The 24,668-nt window shown below is 65.1% G+C and carries 27 protein-coding genes; 11 read left to right on the top strand and 16 right to left on the bottom strand.

From position 1 onward, the window contains the following. Positions 1–211: hypothetical protein (locus ACIRRA_RS42475; RefSeq protein ID WP_402780598.1), on the bottom strand; the 211-nt coding region annotated here is incomplete at its 3' end. Between the two features lie 2 nt (positions 212–213). Then, positions 214–651 (bottom strand): hypothetical protein, encoded by a 438-nt coding sequence (locus tag ACIRRA_RS42480; RefSeq protein WP_402780601.1) that lies wholly within the window; start codon positions 649–651, stop codon positions 214–216. A gap of 379 nt (positions 652–1,030) precedes the next feature. Between ACIRRA_RS42480 and ACIRRA_RS42485 the strand changes: the two genes are divergently transcribed. The 3 genes from ACIRRA_RS42485 to ACIRRA_RS42495 all read left to right on the top strand — a co-directional run bounded on the left by ACIRRA_RS42485 (position 1,031) and on the right by ACIRRA_RS42495 (position 3,788). Beyond that, complete coding sequence (locus ACIRRA_RS42485; protein ID WP_402780604.1) at positions 1,031–1,609, top strand: DapH/DapD/GlmU-related protein; 579 nt, start codon at positions 1,031–1,033, stop codon at positions 1,607–1,609. Positions 1,610–2,051: 442 nt separating this feature from the next. Beyond that, positions 2,052–3,050: an oxidoreductase gene (locus tag ACIRRA_RS42490; RefSeq protein WP_402780606.1), complete on the top strand. Its 999-nt coding sequence runs from the start codon at positions 2,052–2,054 to the stop codon at positions 3,048–3,050. A gap of 222 nt (positions 3,051–3,272) precedes the next feature. After that, a complete protein-coding gene (locus ACIRRA_RS42495) occupies positions 3,273–3,788 on the top strand; it encodes a DUF4442 domain-containing protein (protein WP_402780609.1) in 516 nt (171 codons plus the stop codon). A gap of 169 nt (positions 3,789–3,957) precedes the next feature. Here ACIRRA_RS42495 and ACIRRA_RS42500 read toward each other — a convergent pair whose 3' ends face one another. Genes ACIRRA_RS42500 through ACIRRA_RS42510 form a run of 3 tightly spaced genes read right to left on the bottom strand, consistent with a single transcriptional unit; the run spans position 3,958 to position 5,267 of the window. Then, entirely contained in the window at positions 3,958–4,182 is a 225-nt protein-coding gene (locus ACIRRA_RS42500) for a hypothetical protein (protein ID WP_402780612.1), read from the bottom strand. Between the two features lie 27 nt (positions 4,183–4,209). Beyond that, a complete protein-coding gene (locus ACIRRA_RS42505; RefSeq protein WP_402780615.1) occupies positions 4,210–4,332 on the bottom strand; it encodes a hypothetical protein in 123 nt (40 codons plus the stop codon). Beyond that, positions 4,329–5,267 (bottom strand): LysR family transcriptional regulator, encoded by a 939-nt coding sequence (locus ACIRRA_RS42510; protein WP_402780618.1) that lies wholly within the window; start codon positions 5,265–5,267, stop codon positions 4,329–4,331. The genes ACIRRA_RS42505 and ACIRRA_RS42510 overlap by 4 nt, the downstream gene beginning before the upstream one ends. Here ACIRRA_RS42510 and ACIRRA_RS42515 point away from each other — a divergent pair. Both ACIRRA_RS42515 and ACIRRA_RS42520 read left to right on the top strand, forming a co-directional pair. Then, positions 5,185–6,003 carry an SDR family oxidoreductase gene (locus ACIRRA_RS42515; RefSeq protein WP_402780621.1) on the top strand — a complete coding sequence of 273 codons (819 nt, stop codon included), beginning with the start codon at positions 5,185–5,187 and terminating at the stop codon, positions 6,001–6,003. The genes ACIRRA_RS42510 and ACIRRA_RS42515 overlap by 83 nt on opposite strands. Continuing rightward, complete coding sequence (locus tag ACIRRA_RS42520; RefSeq protein ID WP_402780624.1) at positions 6,000–6,557, top strand: ester cyclase; 558 nt, start codon at positions 6,000–6,002, stop codon at positions 6,555–6,557. Before ACIRRA_RS42515 ends, ACIRRA_RS42520 begins: the two co-directional genes overlap by 4 nt. Positions 6,558–6,795: 238 nt before the next feature. On the opposite strand, the gene ACIRRA_RS42525 is transcribed toward ACIRRA_RS42520, so the two are convergent. The 4 genes from ACIRRA_RS42525 to ACIRRA_RS42540 form a co-directional block, all read right to left on the bottom strand. After that, positions 6,796–7,038: a hypothetical protein gene (locus ACIRRA_RS42525; RefSeq protein WP_402780627.1), complete on the bottom strand. Its 243-nt coding sequence runs from the start codon at positions 7,036–7,038 to the stop codon at positions 6,796–6,798. A gap of 35 nt (positions 7,039–7,073) precedes the next feature. Beyond that, positions 7,074–7,544: a hypothetical protein gene (locus tag ACIRRA_RS42530; protein ID WP_040863499.1), complete on the bottom strand. Its 471-nt coding sequence runs from the start codon at positions 7,542–7,544 to the stop codon at positions 7,074–7,076. A 139-nt stretch (positions 7,545–7,683) separates the two neighbouring features. After that, positions 7,684–7,995, bottom strand: a complete 312-nt coding sequence (locus ACIRRA_RS42535; protein ID WP_402780632.1) for a hypothetical protein — start codon at positions 7,993–7,995, stop codon at positions 7,684–7,686. 536 nt (positions 7,996–8,531) lie between these two features. Next, on the bottom strand, positions 8,532–10,193 hold the full coding sequence (locus ACIRRA_RS42540; RefSeq protein WP_402780635.1) for a class I adenylate-forming enzyme family protein: 1,662 nt from the start codon (positions 10,191–10,193) through the stop codon (positions 8,532–8,534). Between the two features lie 407 nt (positions 10,194–10,600). Here ACIRRA_RS42540 and ACIRRA_RS42545 point away from each other — a divergent pair, with 407 nt between their 5' ends. The 4 genes from ACIRRA_RS42545 (at position 10,601) to ACIRRA_RS42560 (ending at position 13,903) form a co-directional block, all read left to right on the top strand. After that, positions 10,601–10,777: a hypothetical protein gene (locus ACIRRA_RS42545; RefSeq protein ID WP_402780638.1), complete on the top strand. Its 177-nt coding sequence runs from the start codon at positions 10,601–10,603 to the stop codon at positions 10,775–10,777. Next, positions 10,774–11,520 carry a glucose 1-dehydrogenase gene (locus ACIRRA_RS42550; RefSeq protein ID WP_402780641.1) on the top strand — a complete coding sequence of 249 codons (747 nt, stop codon included), beginning with the start codon at positions 10,774–10,776 and terminating at the stop codon, positions 11,518–11,520. Before ACIRRA_RS42545 ends, ACIRRA_RS42550 begins: the two co-directional genes overlap by 4 nt. 462 nt (positions 11,521–11,982) lie before the next feature. Then, entirely contained in the window at positions 11,983–12,348 is a 366-nt protein-coding gene (locus ACIRRA_RS42555; protein ID WP_402780645.1) for a DUF4189 domain-containing protein, read from the top strand. A gap of 238 nt (positions 12,349–12,586) precedes the next feature. Then, entirely contained in the window at positions 12,587–13,903 is a 1,317-nt protein-coding gene (locus tag ACIRRA_RS42560) for a family 1 glycosylhydrolase (protein ID WP_402780648.1), read from the top strand. Positions 13,904–13,936: 33 nt separating this feature from the next. Here the strand turns inward: ACIRRA_RS42560 and ACIRRA_RS42565 are convergent, their stop codons facing one another. The 3 genes from ACIRRA_RS42565 to ACIRRA_RS42575 form a co-directional block, all read right to left on the bottom strand. Further along, positions 13,937–17,722, bottom strand: a complete 3,786-nt coding sequence (locus tag ACIRRA_RS42565; RefSeq protein ID WP_402780651.1) for a WD40 repeat domain-containing protein — start codon at positions 17,720–17,722, stop codon at positions 13,937–13,939. 344 nt (positions 17,723–18,066) lie between these two features. After that, positions 18,067–18,297 (bottom strand): DUF6400 family protein, encoded by a 231-nt coding sequence (locus ACIRRA_RS42570; RefSeq protein WP_402780675.1) that lies wholly within the window; start codon positions 18,295–18,297, stop codon positions 18,067–18,069. Between the two features lie 334 nt (positions 18,298–18,631). Continuing rightward, positions 18,632–19,534 carry an alpha/beta hydrolase family esterase gene (locus ACIRRA_RS42575; RefSeq protein WP_402780654.1) on the bottom strand — a complete coding sequence of 301 codons (903 nt, stop codon included), beginning with the start codon at positions 19,532–19,534 and terminating at the stop codon, positions 18,632–18,634. 59 nt (positions 19,535–19,593) lie between these two features. On the opposite strand from ACIRRA_RS42575, the gene ACIRRA_RS42580 reads away from it, so the two are divergent. After that, positions 19,594–20,031 carry a MarR family winged helix-turn-helix transcriptional regulator gene (locus ACIRRA_RS42580; RefSeq protein ID WP_402780657.1) on the top strand — a complete coding sequence of 146 codons (438 nt, stop codon included), beginning with the start codon at positions 19,594–19,596 and terminating at the stop codon, positions 20,029–20,031. Positions 20,032–20,433: 402 nt separating this feature from the next. Beyond that, on the top strand, positions 20,434–20,880 hold the full coding sequence (locus ACIRRA_RS42585) for a hypothetical protein (RefSeq protein ID WP_402780660.1): 447 nt from the start codon (positions 20,434–20,436) through the stop codon (positions 20,878–20,880). A 273-nt stretch (positions 20,881–21,153) separates the two neighbouring features. On the opposite strand, the gene mraY is transcribed toward ACIRRA_RS42585, so the two are convergent. The 4 genes from mraY to ACIRRA_RS42605 all read right to left on the bottom strand — a co-directional run bounded on the left by mraY (position 21,154) and on the right by ACIRRA_RS42605 (position 24,350). Beyond that, the gene (gene mraY / locus ACIRRA_RS42590) at positions 21,154–22,230 is read right to left on the bottom strand and encodes a phospho-N-acetylmuramoyl-pentapeptide-transferase (protein ID WP_402780663.1); all 1,077 of its coding nucleotides are present in this window, start codon (positions 22,228–22,230) and stop codon (positions 21,154–21,156) included. Between the two features lie 480 nt (positions 22,231–22,710). After that, the gene (locus tag ACIRRA_RS42595; protein ID WP_402780666.1) at positions 22,711–23,268 is read right to left on the bottom strand and encodes a dihydrofolate reductase family protein; all 558 of its coding nucleotides are present in this window, start codon (positions 23,266–23,268) and stop codon (positions 22,711–22,713) included. Between the two features lie 285 nt (positions 23,269–23,553). Beyond that, positions 23,554–23,877 (bottom strand): hypothetical protein, encoded by a 324-nt coding sequence (locus ACIRRA_RS42600; protein WP_402780669.1) that lies wholly within the window; start codon positions 23,875–23,877, stop codon positions 23,554–23,556. A 158-nt stretch (positions 23,878–24,035) separates the two neighbouring features. Beyond that, the gene (locus ACIRRA_RS42605; RefSeq protein ID WP_402780672.1) at positions 24,036–24,350 is read right to left on the bottom strand and encodes a hypothetical protein; all 315 of its coding nucleotides are present in this window, start codon (positions 24,348–24,350) and stop codon (positions 24,036–24,038) included. Between the last annotated feature and the right edge of the window lie 318 nt (positions 24,351–24,668).

Genomic DNA, 24,668 nt, shown 5'->3' on the forward strand with positions numbered 1-24,668 from the left:
CCAGCGCCAGCGCCCAGATGCCCAGTTGCGGCGCTTCGTCACGCAGTGCCGCCTGCCAGGATGCGCCCAGCAGGATGCGCCGCGGCGGGCGGCTGAAATGGCTGCGCTCCGACGGGAATCGCTCACCGACGGGGGCATGATGATCGTAGCCGCTCTCGAATCCCCCTTGCCCGCGCAGCAGATTTCGGTGAAGGGCCTTGCGCGCCTGCATGGTTACTTCGGAGAACGGGGGTCTGGGAACCGGGTCAGGTAGGCGTGGGCGCGTGGCCAGGGGTCGTGTATGAACTCTGCGCGGCTGCGGTGCCAGTGCTGCGCACAGAATTCGTCCAGATCCATTGCGATTGGCCGGGAGTGATAGTCCGCGTCGGGCTCGGCTGTGCGGCTGACCTCGAGTAATTCGGCCAGGGGTGTCCATCCGCTGTGGTCGAAGGCCCATATGCCGTCGCAGGCGAAGACGTGGCTCGGATCGGCTGCGGTATGCGGCCACAGCCCGAATGCAGCGAATCGGTCGGGATGCTGTTCGAGGAACGCGTAGGCGAGGATGTGGCAGGCGCCGGCGGCGAAGAACCATTGGTCGTCTCGATGCCACGCGAGGTCTTGGTCGAACCGTTCCAATGGCGTACGCCGGAACACTGAGCGTGGGACGTACATCAAGTCAGCGTGACTGATGAGGTCTGTCAGTGGCTGGCTTACCACCAGGTTTGGTCGCCGTAGCGGCTATCAACCGAGCATCCGACATACTCGCTCATCGGCAGAAGAGGATGTCCTGGGCCGCAGTCAGTCTCGCTGCCGGCCGCACCCGCGCTGGCCGGTTCGGTCAGCGCGGTATGCGGCATGACAGGATGCGCAACGAGACCACTGCCGGGGCGGCGGGAGGACTCAGCCTACGAACGCGATCCGGTGCGATCCCGCAATGCCCTGAACGCCCCAGAGACGGTTTCCCACAGACGTTCTCGTTTGGAAAGAACCAGAACCGGACCGCGGGCCAGGGAGTTCTGAACGAACCAGGAGGATGCGCAAGGATGATGAGATGGCGAGCGACAACTTCATGCTGATCCACGATGCCGAGCTCCAAGCTCAAGGCGAACGGGTCCTCGGTGCCGAGTTCAAAGCGATGAACGAGAGGGTCGTACAGGTCACCGAGCTGACGTCTCGTCTGAACATCCTGCCCTTCGACGACGAGACCGGGAAGGCAGCCCTGTTCGAGCAGATCCTGGGCCGTCCGCTCCCGGCGCGCGTCACCATCTACCCACCCTTCTACACCGACCACGGGCTTCGCCTGGACTTGGCCGAGCGCGTGTTCATCAATCAGGGATGCACATTCCTCGACTACGCCGGTATCCGGTTGGGCAACGGTGTGATGATCGGCCCGAAAGCCACATTCATCACCATGGGCCACCCGGTGGACCCAGACGAGCGGCGCCAATTCCTCACCGGCGCACCGATCGACGTGGCTGACAACGTTTGGATCGGTGCCGGGGCGACGATCCTGCCCGGGGTCAGCATCGGACGCGACGCCGTAGTCGCCGCAGGTGCGGTCGTGGCCGACGACGTGCCAGCGAGAACCTTGGTGACCGGCCCCAAAGCCGCCGTGCGCCGAGGTTGGTAGCGCAAACAGTGCCACAGTTGCACATCGTCGCCTCAGCAGCGGCGAGACCCGAAATACGAAAACTACATCCGAACAACCCGAACCGAATTCCGGGCATGACGAAAATTCGGAATCCAGGTCAAGCCGCCGAGTAACGAAACCCTCGTCCGGAACGGGCAGCACTGACTTCGGCAGAAGCGGACGTTGTGCACCGCACCAGGTTTCGGCCGTCAGCGGCCCCGCGCTGGCCGCTTCGGTCAGCGCAGTATGCAGCCAATGCGGGACGTTGCCGAGGCTGGTATGAGCTCGGGGCGTTGATCTTCCGGCGTCCCACCCTGGACGGTTCGGTCAGCGTCGACAGGACGGGGACGGTGCAGCGATGGGTTAGAACGTGTTCTAGTATTGACTTGATTGCATGAGGGATGGAACGGGGCAACCGCCCCGTGGGGGAGGAATGCATCCGATGGCATCGAACACAGCCGACACGTCCGTACCGAGCGCCAACGCAGACGTACCTGCAGGTGGAGCCGGTCGCGCGCAGCGGGCCATTGATTCCGGATTCGGCGCTGCCAGTATGGCATCCGAGGTGTTGACCGGTGTCGATCTCACCGGCCGGCTTGCGATCGTCACCGGCGGCTACTCCGGCATCGGCCTGCAGACGACAACGGCACTGCACAGCGCCGGAGCGGATGTCGTCGTGCCAGCACGCCGCCCCGACCAGGCTGCGATCGCGCTGGCCGGTCTCGACGGAGTCGAGATCGGCGAACTCGACCTCGCCGATTCGGATGCAATCGCCGCATTCAGTGCCCGGTTCCTCGGTTCCGGCCGCGGCATTGACCTGTTCGTCGCCAATGCTGCCATCATGGCCTGCCCCGAGACTCGGGTCGGACCGAGATGGGAAGCGCAATTCGGCATCAACCACCTGGGTCACTTCGCGCTTGTCAACCGCCTGCTGCCGGCCATGGCGCCCGGCGCCAGGATCGTATCGGTGTCGTCCAGAGGGCATTTCGTTTCCGGACTCTGTTGGGACGACGTGCATTTCGAGCGTGGATACGACAAATGGCAGGCTTACGGTCAAGCCAAGACCGCCAACAGCTTGTTTGCCGTCCATCTCGACACACTCGGCGAACCGCATGGTATGAGAGCGTTTTCGGTTCACCCGGGCACCATCGCGACCAACCTCGCCCGGCACCTGAGCACCGACGAACTCATCGCGCAAGCCAAGACGGGCGCGTTCATCGACCTGAAGACACCCGAGCAGGGTGCCGCAACACAAATCTGGGCCGCTACCAGCACCGCACTCGATCACCTCGGCGGGGTCTACTGCGAAGACTGCAACATCGCCGAAGTCGCCCCTGGCGACAACGCGACCGGCGTGCGCCCCTATGCGATCGATCCCGGACAGGCAGCACGGCTGTGGGCACTCTCAGCCGAACTGACCGGCATCAACGCCTTCGGCTGACACCCGCCGTGCACGACCTTCCGCCAGGTCCGGTCGATCGCGGTTGGTTGAACATCCGCCACGCCTTGCTGGTCGGACTACACGCTCATCGGCAATAGCGGATGTTCCGCCGGCTTCGGATCGGCACGGCCAGTTGATCATTCATCGCATCAACCCCGGCTAAGGTCACCCGCGTCGGCAGTGTTGAGTCGGCTCATTCGGTGGAGGCCGACCGATAAGGGGGTGGAAGTGAAGCAAGGAAGCAAGCTGGTCGGAAAGATCATCTCGCCGCGGACGTTCCGGATCGGGATGAGTCTGTACCCGCCGCTACTCTTCGCTGGCGTTCGCGTAGAGCATGTGGCGGACGACTGGACCAGTGTTCGGGTCCGCCACCGGGTGAGCTGGTGGAACAGCAATCACAACCGTGCGGCCTTCGGTGGGACGCTGTCGGCCATGACCGATCCGTTCTTCGGGTTGATGGCGGTGCAGCAACTCGGTGCCGACTACGTCGTATGGAATACCACGGCAAGCATCGAGTTCCTCAAGGCTGGTCGTGGGACCGTCACCGCGACAATGCAACTCACAGCAGATGAGATCGACGCGATTCGGGGCGCGACCGCTGACGGCGGCAAGTCCGTGACTCCTCACTCCACCGAGATTGTCGCGAGCGACGGATCGGTCATCGCTCGTGCCCAGCAACAGCTCTATGTGCGTCGGGCAAGGACCGCTGTGGCAGAGCGACAGGTTCGGATCTCCTGAGCTCGCGTCACACCGGACCGGACGTATCCAACGACCGCCCGCGTATCGCTGCTGGTAGAGACTCTGCTGAGCCCCCATCCTGTGTCCGGGTGGGGGATCAGTCGTTTCGCCGGCGCCGAGCGTTGGCCCGTTCGGTCAGCGCGGTATGCGGCACGAGCGGACGTTCCGGTCAATCTCGAGGCGTTAGCGAAGTCGGCTCGCTGGATGGCGACGGCAGCAACGGCGAGGTGATCGCCGGCAGTGGCACGACTGGCGCATCTTCGCTCTTGTCCGGATCCCACCTTGACAGGGCGAGCATGAACCCGACCACCAATAGCATCACAACGATCGCCGACATGGTTTGCCATCGCCCGCTGTACAGGTGCTGCTTCAGTGTTGCGGTTCCGGTAACCATGCCCTCCTCCGCGTATGCGTTCACTGATCAGATCGAGGCACTATCCATCAGCATTACCGGGTCGCCCGACGCGCCATACTCGGCATAGCGGATGTTCTGCACCGCACCAGGTTCCGGCCGCCAGCGCTCAGCGATGGCCAATTCGGTCACCGCGGTATGCCACAGGAGAGTGCGTTCTTCCGGCTATCGAGTTTTGTTCTGACTGAAGGGTTCATGGGTACTCCGCGATCGACGATGTCGGAGACGAAGCGGCGGAGCAGTGGGTCGGCGGGGGTGCCGATGAAGCAGATGAGATCGCGGGACACGATGGGGTGCAGGTGTTTCAGAGTGGCCGGCAGGCCGGGGCCGAGGGCCGTGGCAGGGACCAGTGCGATCCCGAGTCCGGCCGCGGCGAGTTGCGCGGCGGTGGTCGCCTGCCGGGTGCGCATGACGGGGCTGAGCGTGACACCGTAACCGGCGGCTTGGGCGTCGAGCCAGCCGGCAAGGCCGTTATCGGGGTGGTAGTGCACCAGTGGTTGATCGTGTAGGTCCTCGAAGCTCAACCGATCACGCTGGGACAAGGGGTGATCGGTGGGGAGGACGGCGACGATCTCCTCGGCGCCGATGAGTTCGGACGCGCCGGTCCAGCGGGTCGGCCGGGGACCGAGAGCCAGGTCGGCCGTTCCGGATTCGATGTGGTGGACGAGGTCGTCGGCGCTCGTGGCCTCGGTGAGCACCATCTGTACCGCGGGCTTGCGGCGGAACCAGGTACGAAGCACCGGGGCCAGCAGACTCGCGGTCAGGCTTTCCGCGCATGCCAGCCGCAACTGGCCGCCTTCGCCTCTGGCCACGGCTCGACCGCCATCGACGACGCGAGCGGCGGCAGTCAACGCCGCACGGGCGTCGGCCTCGACGGCGCGGCCGATGACGGTGGCGCGCACCCCGCGCGGCAGTCGTTCGAGGACTGGTGCGCCGATCTCGCGTTCGAGCGCCGCGAGTTGATGCGACAGTGCCGGTTGAGACATGTGCAGCACCGCGGCGGCGTCGGTGATCGACCCGGCGTCCAGGACGGCGATCAGGCATTCCAGTGCCCGCAGCGTTGGCATTCGCAAATTCTATGGTATCGATCGAAAACATTCAGTTCGCGACGGGATTATTCGTTTCCGACGGGATGCTGAACCGGGCATGACAACACTGCAAGACAAAACGATGGTCATCATCGGCGCCGGATCGGGCATCGGCCGCCGTATCGCCGACGACGCGACAGCCCTGGGCGCTCGAGTGATTTCGGTAGGACGCCCCGAGGTCGACCTGGCCGATGAGGGAACCGTGCACGCCTTGGCCGAGCGCGTCGGCGAGTTGGACTACCTGGTGTCGCTGGCTGCCGACCATGCCAACGGCCCGGTCACCGAATTGGACCACGACGCCGTGCACCGTGCCTTCGACGCCAAGGTGATCGGACCGATTCTGCTCGCCAAACACTTCGCTCCTCGATTCCGCGCGGGTGGTGCGATCCTGCTGTTCTCCGGCGTCGCGGCCTGGCGGCCGACACCTGGTCGGGCGGTGATGGCTACCACCAACGCCGCTGCCGCCGCTCTGGCCGAGGCTCTGGCGGTCGAGCTGGCGCCGGTGCGTGTCAACGCAATCTCACCCGGCATCGTCGACTCGGGTGTATGGGATGATCCCGGCAAGGAGGCGTTCTTCCAGACCGTCGCCGATCGCAATCCGGCACGCCGGGTCGGGACGCCGGCCGACATCTCCTCCGCGGCACTGCTGGCACTGACCAATCCGTTCCTCGCCGGCGCCACTCTGCATGTCGACGGCGGCGGGAGACTAGCGTGAAGATCACTCTTTTCGTTTGTGCCACATTGATTCTCGCTGCCTGCTCGACGCACGCGCCGCGCCCGGTCGACCCCGTCGACCGTTCCGGCGACCTGGTCGTGCCGCGGGCGGTGCACATCGATGACGGACTCGGCGCCGATCAGGCCGCACAGGAAGTCCATGTGGCGCAGCTGCTGTACACGTTCTGGAATACCGGGAACGTCGACTACCTCGTCCGGGCGATTACACCGTCATTCCGGGACAACACCCTGCCGCCAGGCCGACCGCAGGGACCGACCGGCCCCGCAGTGGCATCGAAGGCCTTCCGCACCGCTGTCCCCGACCTCACGTGTGAACTGTCGGATCTGTACCTCACCGGGGACACTCTCACTGCGCGGTTGGTTTTCCGCGGCCACTTCACCGGCGTCTACAACGGTGCTCGAGGTTCTGGCCAGCCTGTCGAATTCAACGCCATCGACCTGCAACATCTCGGCGGCGACCACACCCTGATCACCGAGGACTGGCACATCGAGGACAACCTCACCTTCCTGCACCAGATCGGGCAAGGGCCATAACCCCTCCTGCGATGCTTCGACGTTCATATGTCGGGAATCGCGCTCGGCAATCCGGATGGGTCGCGATCAAAGGCGCGCAACTCGGCTAGCGGACGTTCTGCGTCGCACCAGGTTCCGGGCGCCGGCGCTCCCGCGCTGGCCGGTTCGGTCAGCGCGGTATGCGGCAAAGTAGTGCGTGTCAGACCGTTGTCCACTCGGCGATGGCAGTGGGCGCAGCCTGTCGGCTCAGACTTTGACCTCAGTCTTCATCGGCGTAGTGCCACTCGAAGGACACCTTGGCGGACGGCACAGCCTCTGTTACCTGGCGCTGCAGTGACTCCTCGAGCCTCGGGCGCCACTCGTAGAACCGGCTGAAAACCACAAGTTGCTCGGAGACCACTCGTACATCGCGGGTCCCATCGTCGTTATCCCGGAGGGCGATGATCACCTCAGGCCCCAGTCGCGTTTCATTCACGACCTTTTCGAACAGTTTGTAGAGCACGTCGGCGTCCTCGACCTTGAGGTCAAACTGGTCGGTCAGAGTTGCGTGTGCCCGGAGCCGGTGAGGATGATCAGCGGCATCATCAGAGCGCCGAGAATATCGTTTCCGGTGCACTGGGCCGAGGCGCTGGAGCTGCCGGTCGGCTGGCTGCCGCAGTTCTGCACCGTCATGGACTTGGTCGACGAGCCCTGCGTGGCGGTGAGGCTGTAGACGCCTTCGGGAAGCTTCGAGCGATAGACGTACTGGATGATCCCGGTGCCGGCTGTGGATCCGGCTTGCGGGGTGAAGGTGCCGACGTTCTGCCCGTCCAAGGTGACCGTGACCGGTGCCAGGGCGTCCGCGCCGCTGGTGGTCACCAGGATCGTGCAGGTATTGCCTGCCCCTTCGCATCCGCCGATGCCGGTGTCGACTTGTGTCAGATTCACATTGTCGACCGTGGCCGACGCCGATGCCGCCGCGACGACCGGTATCGCCAGCATGGCCACCGTGACGGCGGCCCAACTCATTTGCCTCATCTGTACTTTCCCGTTGGAGTAGTCGTTGCCGGCACCTGAGTGCCGCTCCGACGGTAACCGCGTAGCGAGGCCCCGCGCGGACAAATTGAAAAGCTGATACTTCAATATGTCCCTGCGCTTCGCATGCGCGTCATGGTGGCTTCTTCATGCGCCGGCGAGCGACTGGACGCCAGGAGCGGCTTCCACAGAGTCGGCGGGCGATGGTGGCGGGTTTGAAGTGGCGGGTCTCCTGCATCCATCGCATGTACCGTCCGACCTCGGTACGAGCGGCCGCTAGTGGGGTGAGCTGGTGGTCGGTGCACCAGTAGAAGTACAGGCGCAGATCGGATTTGGTGTGGATGCGTGAGACGGCGGAGAAGCGGGCGAGGTAGGCGAGGGCGGCCAGTCGGAGCACGAGGTCGCCTCCGGCGAAGGTGACATCGAGATCGAGAGAGGTAGCCATCCTTCACGATGCCGCGGTCCCAGCGAACCGCCAGAGCACAACGCGCGGGACGCGGCAGGTGCGGATGTCACTCGCCTGCCGAACGCCGCAAGCCTCGAGTTCATCGCTCCCGGCCGTGAGATGGTGACCGCCACCATGTCGCTCCCCTCTGATCACGCGGCGGCGATCCGTGACGCCACGAGCGACGGCAGCAAGTCGATCACAGCTCACACCACCGAAATCGTTTCCGATCAAGGCGTTCTGGTTGCCCGAGCCACCCAGCAGCTGTCCGTGCGTCGCATCAACCAGCGACCACAATATGGCCCACCATCTTCAATCCCGACCCGCAAACGTCCTGAACCCGCACGCATTCCAGGACGTTCGCCCGCGGGTCGGCCACCTCAGATGATCTCTACGCGTTGATCTTCCAGCGCCGGTGCGCTGGCCGGTTCGGTCAGCGGGATCTGACGCGACCCCAGGATTTCGATCCAGGTGACCGAATCACGGGGTCCGGTAGATCAGTGTCCGTTCTTGATGATGGTGTCGTACACAGGAATTCACTTTCCCAGGGATAGGTCGCGGCGCAGTACTTTGCCGGTGGCATTGCGCGGCAGGGGTTCGGCGGTGACCAGCCAGCGCGCGGGCACCTTGAAGTAAGCCAGCTGCTTGGCCACGTGATCGCGCAACTCGTCCTCCGACAACGACTCCGGGTCATCGACCACCACGATGGCTGCGACCTGCTGACCCAGATCCTCGTGCGGAATACCGATCACGGCCGACTCCCGCACCAGCGGGTGCTCGTCGAGGACGTTCTCGATCTCCTGCGGATACACGTTCTCCCCACCCCGCAGGATGAGATCCGAACGGCGACCGCTGATGTAGAGCTTGCCCTGGCGCAGGATGCCGTAATCACCGGTACGCAGCCACCGGTTCTCGTCGATGACGGCCTTGGTGGCTTCCTCGTTGTTCCAGTAGCCGAGCATGACATAGGGGCTGCGGATACAGATCTCGCCCTCCTCGCCATCGAGCACCGGCTTGCCATCGGGATCACGCACCTCGACCGAGACACCGACCACCGCACGACCCACGGTCTCGTTGTCGGCAGCCAGCTCCGGCGGAGTCGCCACCGTCGCGGCGGTACCGGACTCGGTGCACCCGTAGCTGGTGGTCAAACCCTGCAACGCGACAGGGAACCGTTCACGCAGCCGCTGCACCAGCGCCGGGGACGACGGCGCGGAGTTGAGCGAGAACGCCGTCAGCGACGACAGATCGTACTGCGAGATGTCCACGCCCAGAATACGGCTCGCCAACGTCGGCACCACGGCCCAGTGGGTGACCTTCTCCGTCTCGACCAGCTGCAGCAGCGACGCGGCATCGAACTCACCCGAGGTTGGGAACACCACCGCGTCGCCAGCGGCCAAACGCGGGACCGACAGGTTGTGCAGGCTCGCGATGTGGAACAACGGCATCGTCGCCAGATAACGGCGACCCGCCGGGGAACCATCCCAGGCCCGGCCACCGAAACCGGCCGCGAGAGCGTCCATGAACCGGTGATAGTCGGCCACGGCCACCATGTTCTGCTGAGTGTGCACCACACCCTTCGGGCGGCCGGTCGTGCCCGACGTGTAGAGGATGATCGCCGGATCATCCTCGGCCACTTCCACACTCGGGTTGCCGCCGGCGAACTCTGCAATCAACACCGGCAGATCGGTCTCCATCGTGAGCACCGGGATCTCGGTACCGGTCTCAGCGGCCAGCGCGGCCCGTTTGGTATCGGCGATCACCACCTTCGGGGCGGAATGCTCGAAGCCGTAAGCGATCTCGCGCGGCACCCACCACGCGTTGTAGCCGACCGGGATCGCACCCAACCGCTGCACGGCCCAGAACGTCAGCACCCACTCCGGGGCATTGGCGGCCAGAATGCCGACGCGATCACCCTTGCCCACGCCGTACCGCTCGGCAAGCGCAGCAGCCAACGCACCCGCGGCCGCGTAATGCTCAGCGAAGCTGTAGCGGGTTCGCGCCGACACCAGATACTCGCGATCACCCAGCTCCCGGGACGCTTCCAACAACTCCAGCAGCGAACCGCGGCGATGCTTGAACACCGGCAACGGCACACCAAGCACCGGCTCGACCGCCATCTCGAACGGCCCACCCAGCCCGGTCAACTTCCCAGCCACCTGCGCAGCCAGTGCCTGCAGATCAACGGCGTTGGTCATGAATCAAGTCCTCGAATCCGATAGCGCGAACCTTCGCAGCTTGCCCGAGTGAAGCCCGTCACGCACACCCCACGACTGTGCCGAAGGTCGCATTCAGAAGTAAGACGGCACAATCACGCCCCCTGGATCGCAGCCACGCGGTGGTGACCGAATCGGGCCGCGCGGCGGCCTCTGGACCAGCGCCGTTCCCACCCCAGGCATTCGGAGACTGCCGCTACGACCTGGTGTTCTCATCGGTGCCGAGACGGCGAAGGCGACACCGTTTCCCATCCCCGGTACGCGGTATGGCCCCCGTGCGGTGGGTGCTGCCGTGCACTGACGGCGGCGAGACCGGAGCCAGGTCGTGCCCGAGCTATTGATTCAAACAATGATTCAATCAGTGATTGAAAGCATGGTTAACTGCTCCCATGACCGAGAAACTCTCGTCGGACACCCGCGTTCGATCGCTCACCGCGGCAGAACGGTTGCTGCCGACCGAGACCGATGACGCGGTTTCCGTGCGCTCGAATCGCGCCCAGGAGACGTCCCAGCGGCAGCCGAACCGCTGCCCGATCATCACCACTCACCCGGAGGTCCGAGCATGAACAAGCGAGTAACCGGCAAGGTTGCCCTCATCAGCGGTGGTGCGCGCGGCATGGGCGCAGCACATGCCCGAGCGTTGGTCGAGCACGGCGCTAGTGTGGTGATCGCCGATCTACTGGAAGCCGAAGGGAAGGCGCTGGCAGGCGAACTGGGTTCGGCGGCCCGCTTCGCGCACCTCGATGTGACCGATCGCAGCAGCTGGCAGCAGGCTGTAGGCGTGGCCGTCGAGGAGTTCGGTTCGCTGACGGTCCTCGTGAACAATGCCGGAATCGTCAACGGCAACACCATCATCGACTACGAGCTCGCGGCCTGGCGACAGATCGTCGACATCAACCTGACCGGCACTTTCCTCGGCATTCAGGCGTCGGCCAAGGCGATGATAGACGCCGGCGGCGGCTCGATCATCAATATCTCCTCGGTGGAAGGCCTGCGCGGAAGCCCTGGCCTGCACGGCTACACCGCCACCAAGTTCGCCGTGCGAGGCCTGACCAAATCAGCCGCACTCGAACTGGCCCCGCACAACATTCGGGTGAACTCGGTACACCCCGGCATGGTGCGAACACCGATGACACAGGGCATCCCCGAGGACTTCCTGCAGATCCCCCTCGGACGTGCCGCCGACTCCGACGAAGTCGCGAACCTCATCGTCTACCTGGCGAGCGACGAATCCAGTTACACCACCGGTGCCGAACATGTCATCGACGGCGGGCTGATTGTCGGCGTGCCGCACAAGACGTTCGGATAACAGTCCTCGGCAGGTGCTGTCCCATCACGTACAGATCGCCATCCCGCTCCTCGCCGCCGGCGGGTGGTCGTACCTGACGAACCGAGCAGGACCGAGGACATAGAGCCACCTGCCCCGGCAGGGCACGCGGACGGGAGACCGGCTATCGGCGCGGCTGTTCGGCCGCGGCGTGGCCGGTTCGGACCACACTCAACTCGGCAGAAGCCGATGTCCTGGGCCACAGTCGGTTTCGCTGACGCGCCTTCGAAGGGGCTACCGCCGAGCCGGGTCGAGGCGCTTCCCATCTCCATGGAATTCCGGTCCGGAATTCCCTCTCACACCCCCTGAACTGCATTGATTCGCCTCGGGCGCTGATGAACAGTGGGATCGAGCCACCAGCGTTCCTACCGTTGACCCATGCCCGGCAGACAAGGCCGCGCGGTCGATTTCGATCGATTTCGGTGTGCTCGTAAAGGATCAGAGATGTTCAAACTCACTACCACCCTCACTATGGCCGCAGCAGCGCTGCTCGCCCCTTCGGTTCCCGCACACGCCTACACCTACAACCACGGCGCCATCTCCATCGGAAACAACAACACCCACGCCGCCATCGTCGTGAACTACCTGACCTGGCAAGACGCCGCCGAAGCCGCCAACAGGCGATGCGGCTTCACCGACTGCGGCTATGTCCTGACTTTCATGAACCAATGCGGTGCCGCCGCGGTCTCCCGCTACGGTCACTGGGGATGGGCCCGGGAATCCACCCTCTTCTCCGCTGACCGGGTTGCCGAAAGCTGGGCCGGCCCGGGTGCGTACGTCGTCGTGGACGGCTGCACCGACGGAGCCTGAGGCGACGCGCCGAATCGAACAGGTCCGGAAGCGGCTCGTTCCGGCCAGGATTCGATCCAGGTGCCGTGTCGGACGCTCCCTCGAGCAGCTGCCCGCCAGCGTGACTGTATGGCTTTCTTTTCTGGGCGGTTCCTGATCCGCGCTGTACGTTGAATCGCCTGCGTCACTGTGATATATCGCAGACAATGTCATGATCGGTGCGCCAGGCGCACCCGAAATGGGGGGCAGCGTGCGACCGATGTCACGCCGAAAAGCATTGGGACTCATGGCGGCCGGGGCCGCGGTCGTCGGCGGTGCGCCGGTGGCCGGAGCCCGGCCCGCACCGGAGAGCGTGGCCCCGCTCGGCGACGAATTCCTCTGGGGCGTAGGCATGTCCGGCTATCAGGCCGAGGGGCATACACCCGACAGCAACCAGACCCGCTATATGGGTCGGCGGAATCCCGAACTGCTGCAATACCCTGATTCGGCCGACTTCTACACGCGCTACGCCTCGGACATCGACCTGCTGGCCGGATTGGGCGCGGGCGTGTTCCGGCTGTCCATCGAATGGGCGCGAGTACAGCCGAGTCCCGACGGCTGGTCGAAGGATGGCTTCGACTTCTACGATCGCGTGCTGGCTCGGCTGGCCGACAAGGGAATTCGCCCCATGCTCGTGCTCGACCAGTGGGTGTACCCGGGCTGGGTCGCCGACCGCGGCGGCTGGCGGACCGACGACATCGTCGACCTCTGGCTTGCCAATGCCCGGAAGGTGGTGGAGCGCTATGCATCCCACGATCCGCTCTGGATCAGCTTCTTCGAACCGTTCAACTACATCAAATACGAGTGGCGCGACGGCGACCTGGACACCGCCCAGATTCCAGACATGAACCGACGCATCGGCCGGGCCCACAACGCCATTTACGACCACATCCACCAGCGGCAGCCGGGCGCGATGGTCACCATGTCGACCGCCTTCTGGTCGGATGTCGTCGAAGGATTCACCAACCCCTCCCTCACCGCCGAGATCGGCGACCGCCTCGACTACGTCGGTATCGGCACGTATTACACACCCACGCTCGACCTGCTCACCAAAAACCCACTGTCCTGGAGCAGCCCCGATGTCTGGTCGATCCAGCCGGAGAGCATCTACTACGCCCTGACCTATTACGCGCGCCAGTACCCGGGCAAACCGATCTACGTCGTGGAGAGCGCGCTGTACTCCTTCGACGGCGCGCCCCGTCCGGACGGGTACGCGCGCGCCGACCATCTGCGTGACACCGTCTACTGGCTGCAACGCGCGAAGGCCGATGGAGCCGAGGTGATCGGCTACAACTACTGGAGCCTCACCGACTCCTTCGAGTGGGACGGCTACAACCCGCGGATGGGCATCTACCAGGTCGACATCCGCACCGACCCCACGCTCACCCGCCACCCCACCGACGTCGCCGAGGCGTATCGGACCGTGGTGCGCGAGCACGGCGTGCACGCTCACTACCGGCCCGTCCGCGCGCCGCAATCCTGCTCGTTCCAGGACCTTCCGGACAGTTGCACCGATCCCGTCGCCGTGCCGAACTGAGCTCCGGTGACCGGCAACGAGATCCCTCGCCGCTCACGCACACACCGTCGGCAGCTGGTGTCCCGGTAGTGCTTCGGCCAGTTGCGTGGCGATCGTGTCGCGGGTGAGCGCGCACACCCGGTCCGCGGCGTGCCCGGGATTCAGGTCCCACACCCGCAACACGCCATTGTCGCCCGCGCCGATGAGATAGTCGGATTTGGGATGGAAGGCCACCCGCCACACCGTCGAACTCGGCTGGGTGATGGACTGCCCCAGGGCCTTCGGGTGTGACGGATCGGAGGTGTCCCATAGTCGCACGGTGGAATCGGTGCCGCCGGTGGCCAGGCGACGGCCGTCGGCATTGAAGTCCACCGAGCTCACCGAAATGCTGCTCACCGGAACGGGATCACCCAGTGGCGTGATCTTCGTCGGGTCGGCGATGCTCCAGAGACTCAGCGTGCCCGAGTTCCATCCGGCGACCGCGATCCGATGGTCCGGGCTCACCGCCAGGCCCGCCGCACCGGCATCCCGGGTCGCGTCGACACCGCCGATCGGCTGGCGGGAATCGCTTCGGCTGAACGCGTTCCACACCTGCAATTTGTCGGTCAGCGACACCGCCAACTGCCCGTCGCGGGTCTGGGCCAGCTGCAATCCGTTGTCCATCAGCGCCTGTGACACCGGGATCGGTATCGGACCGCCCAACCGCACCGGTGCGCTGGGATTCGAGATGTCCCAGAACAGCAACTCCGGCGAGGGCAGGGCCACCACCGTCATCAGGACCGGCCGGTCGGCCGTGAACGCGCCCCCGGCCGCCCCCGGAAAGTGCGCTGTTTCCACGGGTCTCGCCGGATCGGAGATATCGACCAAGGTCAGGACGCCGTGCAGCAACAGCGCAACATAGCGTCCGTCGTAGCTGATGACGGGCACAGCGGCGGCCGGAACACCGGGCAAGGAGAAGTCCGGCCGCGCGATCGTCCCCAGCAGGCGCACGTCATCCGGGTGCTCGATATCCCAGATGTGGGCGTCAGCGCCGGGCGCGAGAGTGACCATGCGGCGGCCGTCCGCGCTGAGCCCATTGGTCAGCGGATCGATCTGCCCGGACTGCCCTGCCAGCACCGCCTTCGGCAGCGACCACCGTTGCACCGCGCCATTGTCGAAGCCCACCACATACTCCCGGCCATCCGGGCTGAATCCCGACACCGTCGGAGACGCCGAACACCCGTGCCCGCTCCCCGCACAGCGCACCGAGACACCCGCCAGCGGCGTTCCGAGCACGGTGGGCTGCGACAGATCGGCAAGGTTCCACAGCGTGATGCCCTCGACGGTGACCGTCGCCAGTACCGTGCCGTCATCATTGACCGTCACGCCGAGCAGGTCGTTGGCCGCGGCCACCTCGAACGCCGTGCCGACCGGCACCAGGGCGTCGGAGTCATCCAAGCGCGCGAAACGCACCACGCTGCCCAGCGATCCGCCCGGCGCGGTCCGGCCCTGGCTGTCGGAGAGCACCATCGTCCGTCCTGCGCCCAGCGGTACCGCGCCCAGCCCACCCGTGCCCTGGGCCAGCGGTGCGGTCCGCGAAACACCGTGCGCCGGATCGACCTTCGCCAGCAGGATGGTCTTGGTCGAGCCAAATCCACCCTGGATGTGGTTCATTCCGACGAGGAGATCCCCGCCCAGGAAGATCATGCCGTACACCAGGCTGTCGACGGGCAGTCGGTTGGGCAGCGCGCGCGGCGCGGTCGGATCGGTGATGTCCCACAATGAAACCTCGTGCGCGTGGGCGACCGCGAGCAGCCGACCGTCGCGCGAGATACTCGCCGTCGTGATCGCGTCACCGGTGTCCAGGGTCCCGAGCAGCTTCGGATGCGACGGATCGGACAGCTCCCGAATGCGCACCATATGGTCCGAACCCGCTGACAGCAGCAGGTTTCCGGAAGCGAGCAGCGCGCTTATCCGGTCGACCGGATCGGTGATCGCCGGTGCCACCTCGCCCGACCCGAGCGCTCCCTCGGCTGGCCGCAGCCGCACGGTGTGATCGGCTCCCGCCACCGCCAGCAGACCGTGTCCGACGAAGGCCATCGCGGTCACCTTGCCGGGGCGATCGACGAAACTCGAAGCGACGGGCAGATTCTGACTGGCGATCAACCGCGATTCGACCTCAGTGTTCCCCGGGCGCAATCGATGCGCCAACACCGTCAACTCCGCGGACAGCGTCGGATCGCTGCCCTGCAGCCGATCCGCCTCGCTCACCACAGAATTGAAGAACGCCTCGTCCCGCTGCCGCCCCGCGACCCTGGTGTTCACATACCCCACCAGCACCGCCACCAGCAGCACCACCACCCCGAACGCCACCACCGCCTGCGCCCCGATCAGCCGCCGCCGCGAGCGAATCGCCGCGCCAAGAAAAGCGTCGGTAGTCCCCCAGGCCGATTCGTTGTCCAGGTCGAGATCGCCGCGCATGCGGCCCAGCAGCCCGCGCGCTCCGCTCCACCGGCCGGCCGGTGTCGCCATGTCCGGCCCGGGCACGGCACCGTCCGCCTCCACGGCGGCATCGGCGATCTGGCGCACCGGCCCTCGCCAGTGACGGCGCGCCCCCTCCAACCGCGACCCGCGATACAGCAGCGCGGCGGGACGACCGGAGACCTCCCACTCCGCGGCGTCGGTCGCGGTGCGCTGGCGGATCAGGTGGCCTTCCCGGTCGGCGTCGATCCATTCGCGCAGTTGCGGCCAGCAGTCGAGGACCACTTCGTGCGCGAGGTAGGCGGTCTCGTCGTCGACGGTGATCAGGCGGGCCTGGGCGAGAACCTCCAGGACGGCGGCTGTGTCCTCGGAATTGGTTGCGTGGGTGCGGATTTCGTCGCGTGGCAGACGGCGTCGGGTGTCGCGGGTGCCGTCGCCGACGGTGACCATGCGCAACAGCAGGTCCTTGGCGGCGGCCCGCTCCTCGGTGTCGAGCTTCTCCCAGGCCGCCTCGGCGGTGTGAGCCACCGAACCGGCGACGCCTCCGGCCGCGCGATACCCCGCGATGGTGAGCTGATTCTTCTCGCGGCGCTGCCAGACCGCCTCCATGACATGCGAGAGCAGCGGCAGAGTCCCGGAGCCCTCCGGCCCAGCGGTGCCGCCCAGACCGACCAGTTCGACCATGATCAGCTCGGCGAGACCGGTCTCCAAGCGCAGTCCGGCACGGCGCGCCGGTTCGGTGATGGCAGCGGTGATCTCGTCGCCGCGCATGGGTCCGAGCACGAAAGTGCTTCGCGCGCAGGCTTCCACGAGCTCCGGTGTCTCGAGGCAGCGGGCGAAGAAGTCCGCGCGCACCGCGATGACGACCGTCTCGCCCGCGTCGGCCCGGCGGCGCAGCCCACCCAACAGCCCCGCGCGGGCCGCACCGTAGGGCGTCGAAGTGAACACCTCCTCGAACTGATCGAGGATCACCAGTCGGCGGCGGTCGGCCACCTCCGACCCCGACTCGGGCTCCGGGATGCGCCACGGGGTTCCGCTCAGCACGGTCCAGTCAGCCCCCAGTGCGGGAATCAATCCGGCTGCCAGCAGCGAGGACTTACCCGCCCCGGACGCACCGACCACCACCACGAATCCACCCCCGGACGCGGCGGTCTCATTGACCAGCGTGAGCAATTCACCGATTACCCGTTCGCGCCCGAAGAACCACGCCGCGTCGGCGCTGCGGTAGGGCTCCAATCCCGCATAGGGACAGTCGACAGCCAATTCCGGTGTCCAGGAATCGCATTCGCGCCACAGCCGCTGCCAAGCACGCATATCGACCAGCTCCGGCTCCGTATCGGCACCGACCCCTTCGATCAGGTCGATCAGAGTCAACAGCACCGGCCGCAACGATTCGAACTGCGCCGGAACATTATCGCCGCGCTTCCACGCACTGATGCGCTGCAATCGCGCAGTGCCCCGCGTCGAGGGACCCCGCGCCGCTCTGGTGCGTTGATTCGCCAACCTCGCCACCCGCTCCAGAGTCGGATCGCCCGCCCGCGCCCACAACGCCCCCAGCCTGCGCGTGAATTCCGCACGCGGCGTCTGCGCCCGCCGCCCACCCTGCTCGCCCACGAACCCTCCACGTGCCATCTTCCTATATGCCGCAACAGATTACGGTGACGGACACGGGAAAGCAGTGCCGAATGCCCCGGGCAAAACGTGGTTCGTACTCGGCGGTGAGATCAGTCGGCAATACGGCGCATGGCCCGATCCGGCAAGATCCCGGCCCGGACGAGTTCCTCGTAGATGCGCTGCTGCTCATCATCGAGATTCGAGTACAGCATGTCGTACGCCAGATCTTCATCGGCGAGCACCGCGACCGGATCCCAGTCGTCACCGAGCGCCGCGACCACGGCGCTGCGCCGTCGTACCTCGTCCAGCGTGAGGTCGTAAGCAAAATTGTGGTCGGCCATTTGGGCATCTCCAACCAGGTTATTTCCGAAAACGAATTGACGACGATGCCCAACCACGCCTTCCCGGGCAATGACCTGCATCACGTTCCACGGTTGGACTTCGTCACATTTGATGCCCGTGCACTGGACCGCGGAGTAAATGCGTCCACATAATCGCCACGACACGTCCACCGCGGAAATCGGGCGCGGCGACGCTACATCGCCACACCGCCAACAGAACGGAACCAGCCAGTGGCCGTCGCCGGCGCCCGGGTGCTGTTGTCGGCCGCCCTGATGCTATTTACCCCGACACGAAAGTGTGTCGAGTAGTGCGATGCTGTCCGGCCATCGATGATCAGAGTCGACGGTCGTCGCCCGGGATGAGCAGAGGAAGAGCGAAGCGACAGAATTGATCGGCCGCGTCGAGGTTCTGCGGGGTCTTGCCCAGTATCGGCTCGAGGACAGCCGGAACGGGTGCGCCGGGCCAGGTGTGGCCCATACCGTGAATGGTCCACGCCTCCACCTGAGTTCCGCCGACACCGCCGCCGAAAGCACAGCGAGTGACCGCAAGGTGGGTCGGGTTGGCACCGGCCGGCCGCTCTTCGACCGTCTCGTCGGACGCGCATCGATTGATTTCGGCCCAGCGACGGGCAGTTTCGGCAAGCGACAGGGTGCGCCCGCGTCGTTCGCCGTTCGGGCCGCGACGCCGCGAGTATCCGCCCTCGATCGGGACCATCCGATCGGCAGTTCCGTTGATCAGCAAAGCCGAGACCGCATGAGTCGGCCGCAGTTCGGCCAATGCGGCGGGCAGTCCGCCCGCGACCGCGGCGAACGCTGCCACCAGGTCGGCAGCCTCGAGCGCCACCCGGTGGGCCATGAACGCGCCGTTGGAGATGCCGGCCACGAGCAAGCCGTCACGCCGCGTCCCGTGCTGATCGGCACACCACTCGGCAATCGTGCGCAGGAAAGCGACGTCGTCGATGCCGTGTTCATCACCGGTGGTGACACCGCGGCCGTCAGCCCAAGCACCGGCGAAGGCATCCGGATAGGCCACCGCGATGCCGTACCGATCGGCGCACGCGCCGAAACCGGTCGTGCGTCGCGATCTCGAATCCGCAAAGCGCTGAACCGGTCCGAGCACCGACGAGCGGTTGCCGTGCAGAACCAGAACCAGCGGCAGGTCCGGACGCGGCGCGGCGGGTAGCTGTAGCGCGAACGAACGTCGGCGCCCATCGACCCGCAGACGCACGTTCGCCATCGATCCCCCTATCGAGATATGCAGCCCGACTGCGCAGTTACCCTGTACTGTATGAGGGCGTGGGTGAAGGCGCAATGGACCCAACGGAATTGGCGGAGAAGCTTCAGCTGCTGGTAGGAGCGCTGGTGCGTTCGATGCGGGCCGCCTCGCCCGAACGTGACATCACCTTGGCTCAGGTATCAATGCTCAAACGGCTGGGCCGGGAGGGCACACGGACCGTCGCCGAACTCGCCCGCGCGGACAAAATCACCCACCAGTCGGCCGCCGCAACCGTCACGGCGCTGGTCGACCGCGGACTGGTGCGACGTGAGGTCGATGTCGATGATCTGCGCCGTCGGGTTCTGACCCTCACCGATGCCGGTCATAGCTCGCTCGCCGAGCGGCGCGACGCCGGCTACGGCCACCTCGCCGAACTGATACGCGACCGGCTGAGCCCGCACGAGCGGCGGCAGTTGGAACAGTCACTGTGGCTGCTCGAGCGGTTGCTGGACCAATAGTGGAAGTGCACCCACATCGGCAATAGCGTGCAGTCACCGGCGGGTTTCGATGCTGGTTCGATGTGCGTGGCAGTGGGTCGTGGGGCGCCCGTGTACTGGAGGTCACCGGCGAGGTAGGGGCCGACGTGGTCGTCGAGGTCGTGCACCCGCTGATCGCTGCCTCGCATGCAAGTACAGCACGTGCCATCGCAGCCCGGGCGCGAGGACCTGGCATGCCTTCGGAGCGGGTCGGAGCATGGATGAACCCCAATTCGGTTCGCTCTACCGCAGTTTCGGTAGATCGCTGGCTCGATTTCCACTCTTCCGCCGTATCATCAACTGGCTCAAGGAAACTCGCCACTTGAAAGCCCACGCCGTGTAATGTTCGAGACCGGGTCGGGTCGAACACCGAGGGGAGAACAAATGAGAGTGCGTGCCTTCGCCGGTATGGCCGTTGCCGCAGCCACGATTTCGATGGTCGCTGCTGGTACCGCCAATGCGGATGCGGTGAATCCGAACGACTACATGATCGGTGACACCGTCTACTTCAACGCGGGTCCCGCGCAATGCTCGATCAAGTCGGATGGCACCACAGGTTGTGACATCGCGCCCGGCATCGCCAAGTGGCTGAACGTGATTCCTGTGACCGATCTCGCCATCGATGTGCCATTCCTGCCCGCGCACCCGACCTTCGGCGTGTTCGGTCCGTACGGTCGTTCCGATGCCAACACCCTCCCGCAGGGCAACGGATACGGCTCGACCATCAGCTACGCGGGCGCCACGTGCAGTGGCGGCGGGCGCGGCGGGATCCAGTGCAATTCGAAGGGGCACAGCTTCAACTTCGGCTGGTCCGGCACCACGACCACCTAGGCCGGATTGCGCGGCAAGCCCGATCATTTGACCGTTTACGCTGGTAGGGCGGCAAGAGCAGCCGCCTTTGACTCTGTTCTGGGCCAGCAGTATCCCGCGACTGCGCGCAGCCCCGTGGTCGCTGACACCCACTAACCTCGTTGGTCGATACTGTTCGGTCATCGGCATGGTGCGTTCGGTAGGCGCGCGGCCGCCCGAGATGATCTCCGCCCGTGGATCTTCGGGTGTGCCGCGTGGCCCGTCCGAACAGCGCGGCGATCGCGGATGCTTTCACTATCGGGTAGCCGCGAGGTGTTCTCCGTAGAACATCATCAGGCCGATAGCCGCGGAAATAGCTGCGAGCAGCCAGAATCGGATCGATACCGTGGTCTCGGGCCAGCTGCTGAGTTCGAAGTGATGGTGCATCGGGGCTATGCGGAACAGGCGCCGGCGAGTGGTCCGGAAGACGACGATCTGCAACAGAACCGAAAGGATCTCGGCGCAGAACAATGCACCGATCACGACCATGAGCAGTTCGGTGCGGGTCGTGATGGACAGCCCGGCCAGCAGCCCACCCAACGCCAGCGATCCGGTATCGCCCATGAAGATCTTCGCCGGTGCCGCGTTCCACCATAGGAACCCCACGCAGGCCCCGCCCGCCGCAGCGCTGACCAGGGCCAGATCGAGCGGGTCGCGGACCGTGTAGCACCCCACCCCGGGACGGCTCGTGCACGCGTTGGTGTACTGCCAGAACGTGATCAGCACATAGGCACCTAGAGTCAGACCCATCGATCCCGCGGCCAGACCGTCGAGCCCGTCGGTGATGTTCACCGCGTTCGACCACGCGACCACCATGATGCACACCGCCAGCAGGAACAACGCCGGGACGAACGACAGCCAGCCGACATCGCGCAGGATCGACAAGTGCCTGCTGGCCGGGGTCAGGCCGGTGCTATCCGGGAAACGCAGTGCCAGCACGCCGAAAATGATCGCGGCACCGAATTGGCCGATGTACTTGCCGCGGGCGGTCAGCCCGAGATTGCGCCGCTCATAGAGCTTGATGAAATCGTCGAGAAATCCGACCACACCCAGCGCGGTGGCCAGACCCAGAACCAGCAGCCCGGAGGCCGTGACTCCGGATGCGTTATAGCCCAAGCCGGTCAGATGCGAACCCAGATAGCCCGCCCACATGCCGATCACGATCGCGATCCCGCCCATGGTGGGCGTTCCGCGTTTGGCTTGGTGGCTACTGGGTCCTTCGGCCCGGATCTCCTGACCGAGCTTCTTCCGGGTGAACAACCGGATCAACAGCGGCGTCAACGTGATCGACACTGCCAGAGCGATCATTGCCGCGAACAAGATCTGCCTCATCTGCCCCCCTGTGAGCCTTCCCACCGCGCCGGCCGCTTCGCTCAGCGCCGCATGCGACAAGCCCAGGCGAGGGTAGCGCAGATCGCGGGGCGTTCAACATGTTTTGTGGAGCATGACCGATACGTTTACCGATACCGAACGACGTTCAGCCGCAACAGATCCCGGCTTGGGTTGTATCCCACGCCGCGTGCAATCACGGTGACCAACTATTGGATTCCCAGGCCTGGGGGTGAGGGCTGCTCCCCCTGGGCTTCGTATGGATGGGGATCAATGAATTTCACCAGATTCGCGGCGACGGGCATGCTGTCGATTGCCGCACTGAGGTGGTGTGATTCGCATTCACAGCCATGGTGAGATGGTCGCCGCGGACCTCAGCCAGCGCGTAGTCCAGGCCGGTGCGATCTCGCCTGAGAACTGAACGGCACCGGGACGGGCAGACGCCTCCCGGTGCCACCGTGACTGTGCCTCGCTTGCCGGGTCTTACTTGTCGGCTGGCGCGTACACCAGCTCGAGGATTCCGGACTGGAAGGCCGTGCTTTTCACCAAGCGCAGGTTCACGGGACGATCCAGCTCGGGGAACAGTGGCGCGCCCTTGCCCGTGGCGGCGGGCAGCACCCACAGCCGGTACTCGTCGACCACGCCGAGCTTGATCAGGGAGTGCATGAACTCGGTGCCGCCGTGGGCGACGAGGTCCTTGCCGGGCTCGGCCTTGAGCTTGGCGATCTCCTCGGTCGTGTCACCACTGGCGATCCGGGTCTCGGGCCAGTCGTCGGCGGATTTCAGGGTGCGGGAGAACACGACCTTGGGGATCTCGTTCATGGCCTTGGCGGACGGGTGGTCGGAGGTGGGCCAGTATCCGGCCATGATCTCGTAGCTGTTCCGGCCCATGAGGAAGGCCCCGGCCTCCCACAGCCGGCTGACAAAATACTCCTCCTGCTCCGGGTCGTCGACGCTCACCATGACGTCCCGGATTCCGTTGTCCGCGTCAGCGCTTTTGCCGTCGAGCGAGACGTAAAAGCTCAGAATCAACTTCCGCATCCCAGTGCCTCCATGTGTTTCTTCCCGCGCTGGAACGGTCCCAGCACAGGCCGACTGCTGTCTGTCTCGTTACATCCAGAGGTATCGACGACGGATCCACCCGAAATTCATCGATGCAGCCGAGATCGGGTACACGCTCGTGCGAACGTCCCGCAGGCAGTAGCGGACGTTCTGCACCGCACCAGGTTCCGGCCGCCCGCGCCTCGCGCTGGCCGGTTCGGTCAGCGCGGTATGCGGCAATAGCGGATGGTCGTCAGTCGATTGTTCGTTGTCGACGCCCTCGGCTCATTGCCAGTCGGTGGTCACCGGAATGAGAACATCCAGCCGGACATCGAAGGCGAACGGTATGCCTCTTCGGCTGATCGTCCACCATGGGCTGACCGTGGCGATCTCGCCGTTGATCTCCTCGATTGCACACAGAATTCGGGTGGGGCGCGGGTAGGTCGATGTCGGCAACAGGTCGGCTCCGAAGATCGCACACTTGTCGATCAACCAGTGGGGGCGACCAAGAGCATCGACGAACTCGACAAGGACCAACCCTGGTTGCGGCTCATCGCAAAGCCAGTAGGCAGCGGTGGCCGGTAGTTCACACTTGTCACCCACGGCCAAGTTGGATGTCATGGCCGGACCTTACCGACGAGGCCCTGCGAATGCGATTCCGGCGGGCAACAATAGGCCGTACGGCACTGTGCCCGTTGACCTTCCAACTCCACACGGCAGCTGGTTCCGACAGCGCACCATGCGGCAGAAGCGGATGTCTCGTGTGATCAGTCTTTCGTCTCTCCAAGGCCGTCCTCGGGGTCCATCCAGTAGAGATGCGCTGATGCTCCCGGAGAATGCTCAGAGACTAGCTGTTTGACGGCCTGGTCGACCTCGGAAGTCCACTCCGAAAAGCCGCGGATGCACAACAGCGAGCTCTCAACCGAGATCGCCACCGTGCCGTCATCCTGGGGTTCGATGTTCCCCTCGTTCTCAATACCCTTCCGGCTTAGCAACTCTCTGAGTGCCGGGACCAGCGCCGCGGCTTGATTCATACTCGCGACATCTTTGATGAACAGGTCGAGAACTACGCACACGGACATGTCGTGCACCTTAAACCGAAGGTCCGACAGCAACTTTGGTGAGGATCGGCCATCCTCAACGGACGCGCATGCAGACATGAATCGACACGTCAGTCGACCTTCCACGACCGGAGCTCGCCCGCTTGGTTCCGGCCTTGGCGGCGTGCCGAGATCTGATCGAAAGACACTCTCAACTCGGCAGCTGCGGACGTCCTGTGCCGCACCAGGTTCCGGGCGTAGCGCCCCCCGCGCTGGCCGGTTCGGTCAGCGTGGTGTGCCAATAGCGGATGTTCTCGGGCACGCGCCGATACCCGATTCAGGCGACGATGGCGATCAGCG

It is taken from the genome of Nocardia sp. NPDC101769, from assembly GCF_044766925.1.
In the GTDB taxonomy this organism is placed as follows: Bacteria; Actinomycetota; Actinomycetes; order Mycobacteriales; family Mycobacteriaceae; genus Nocardia.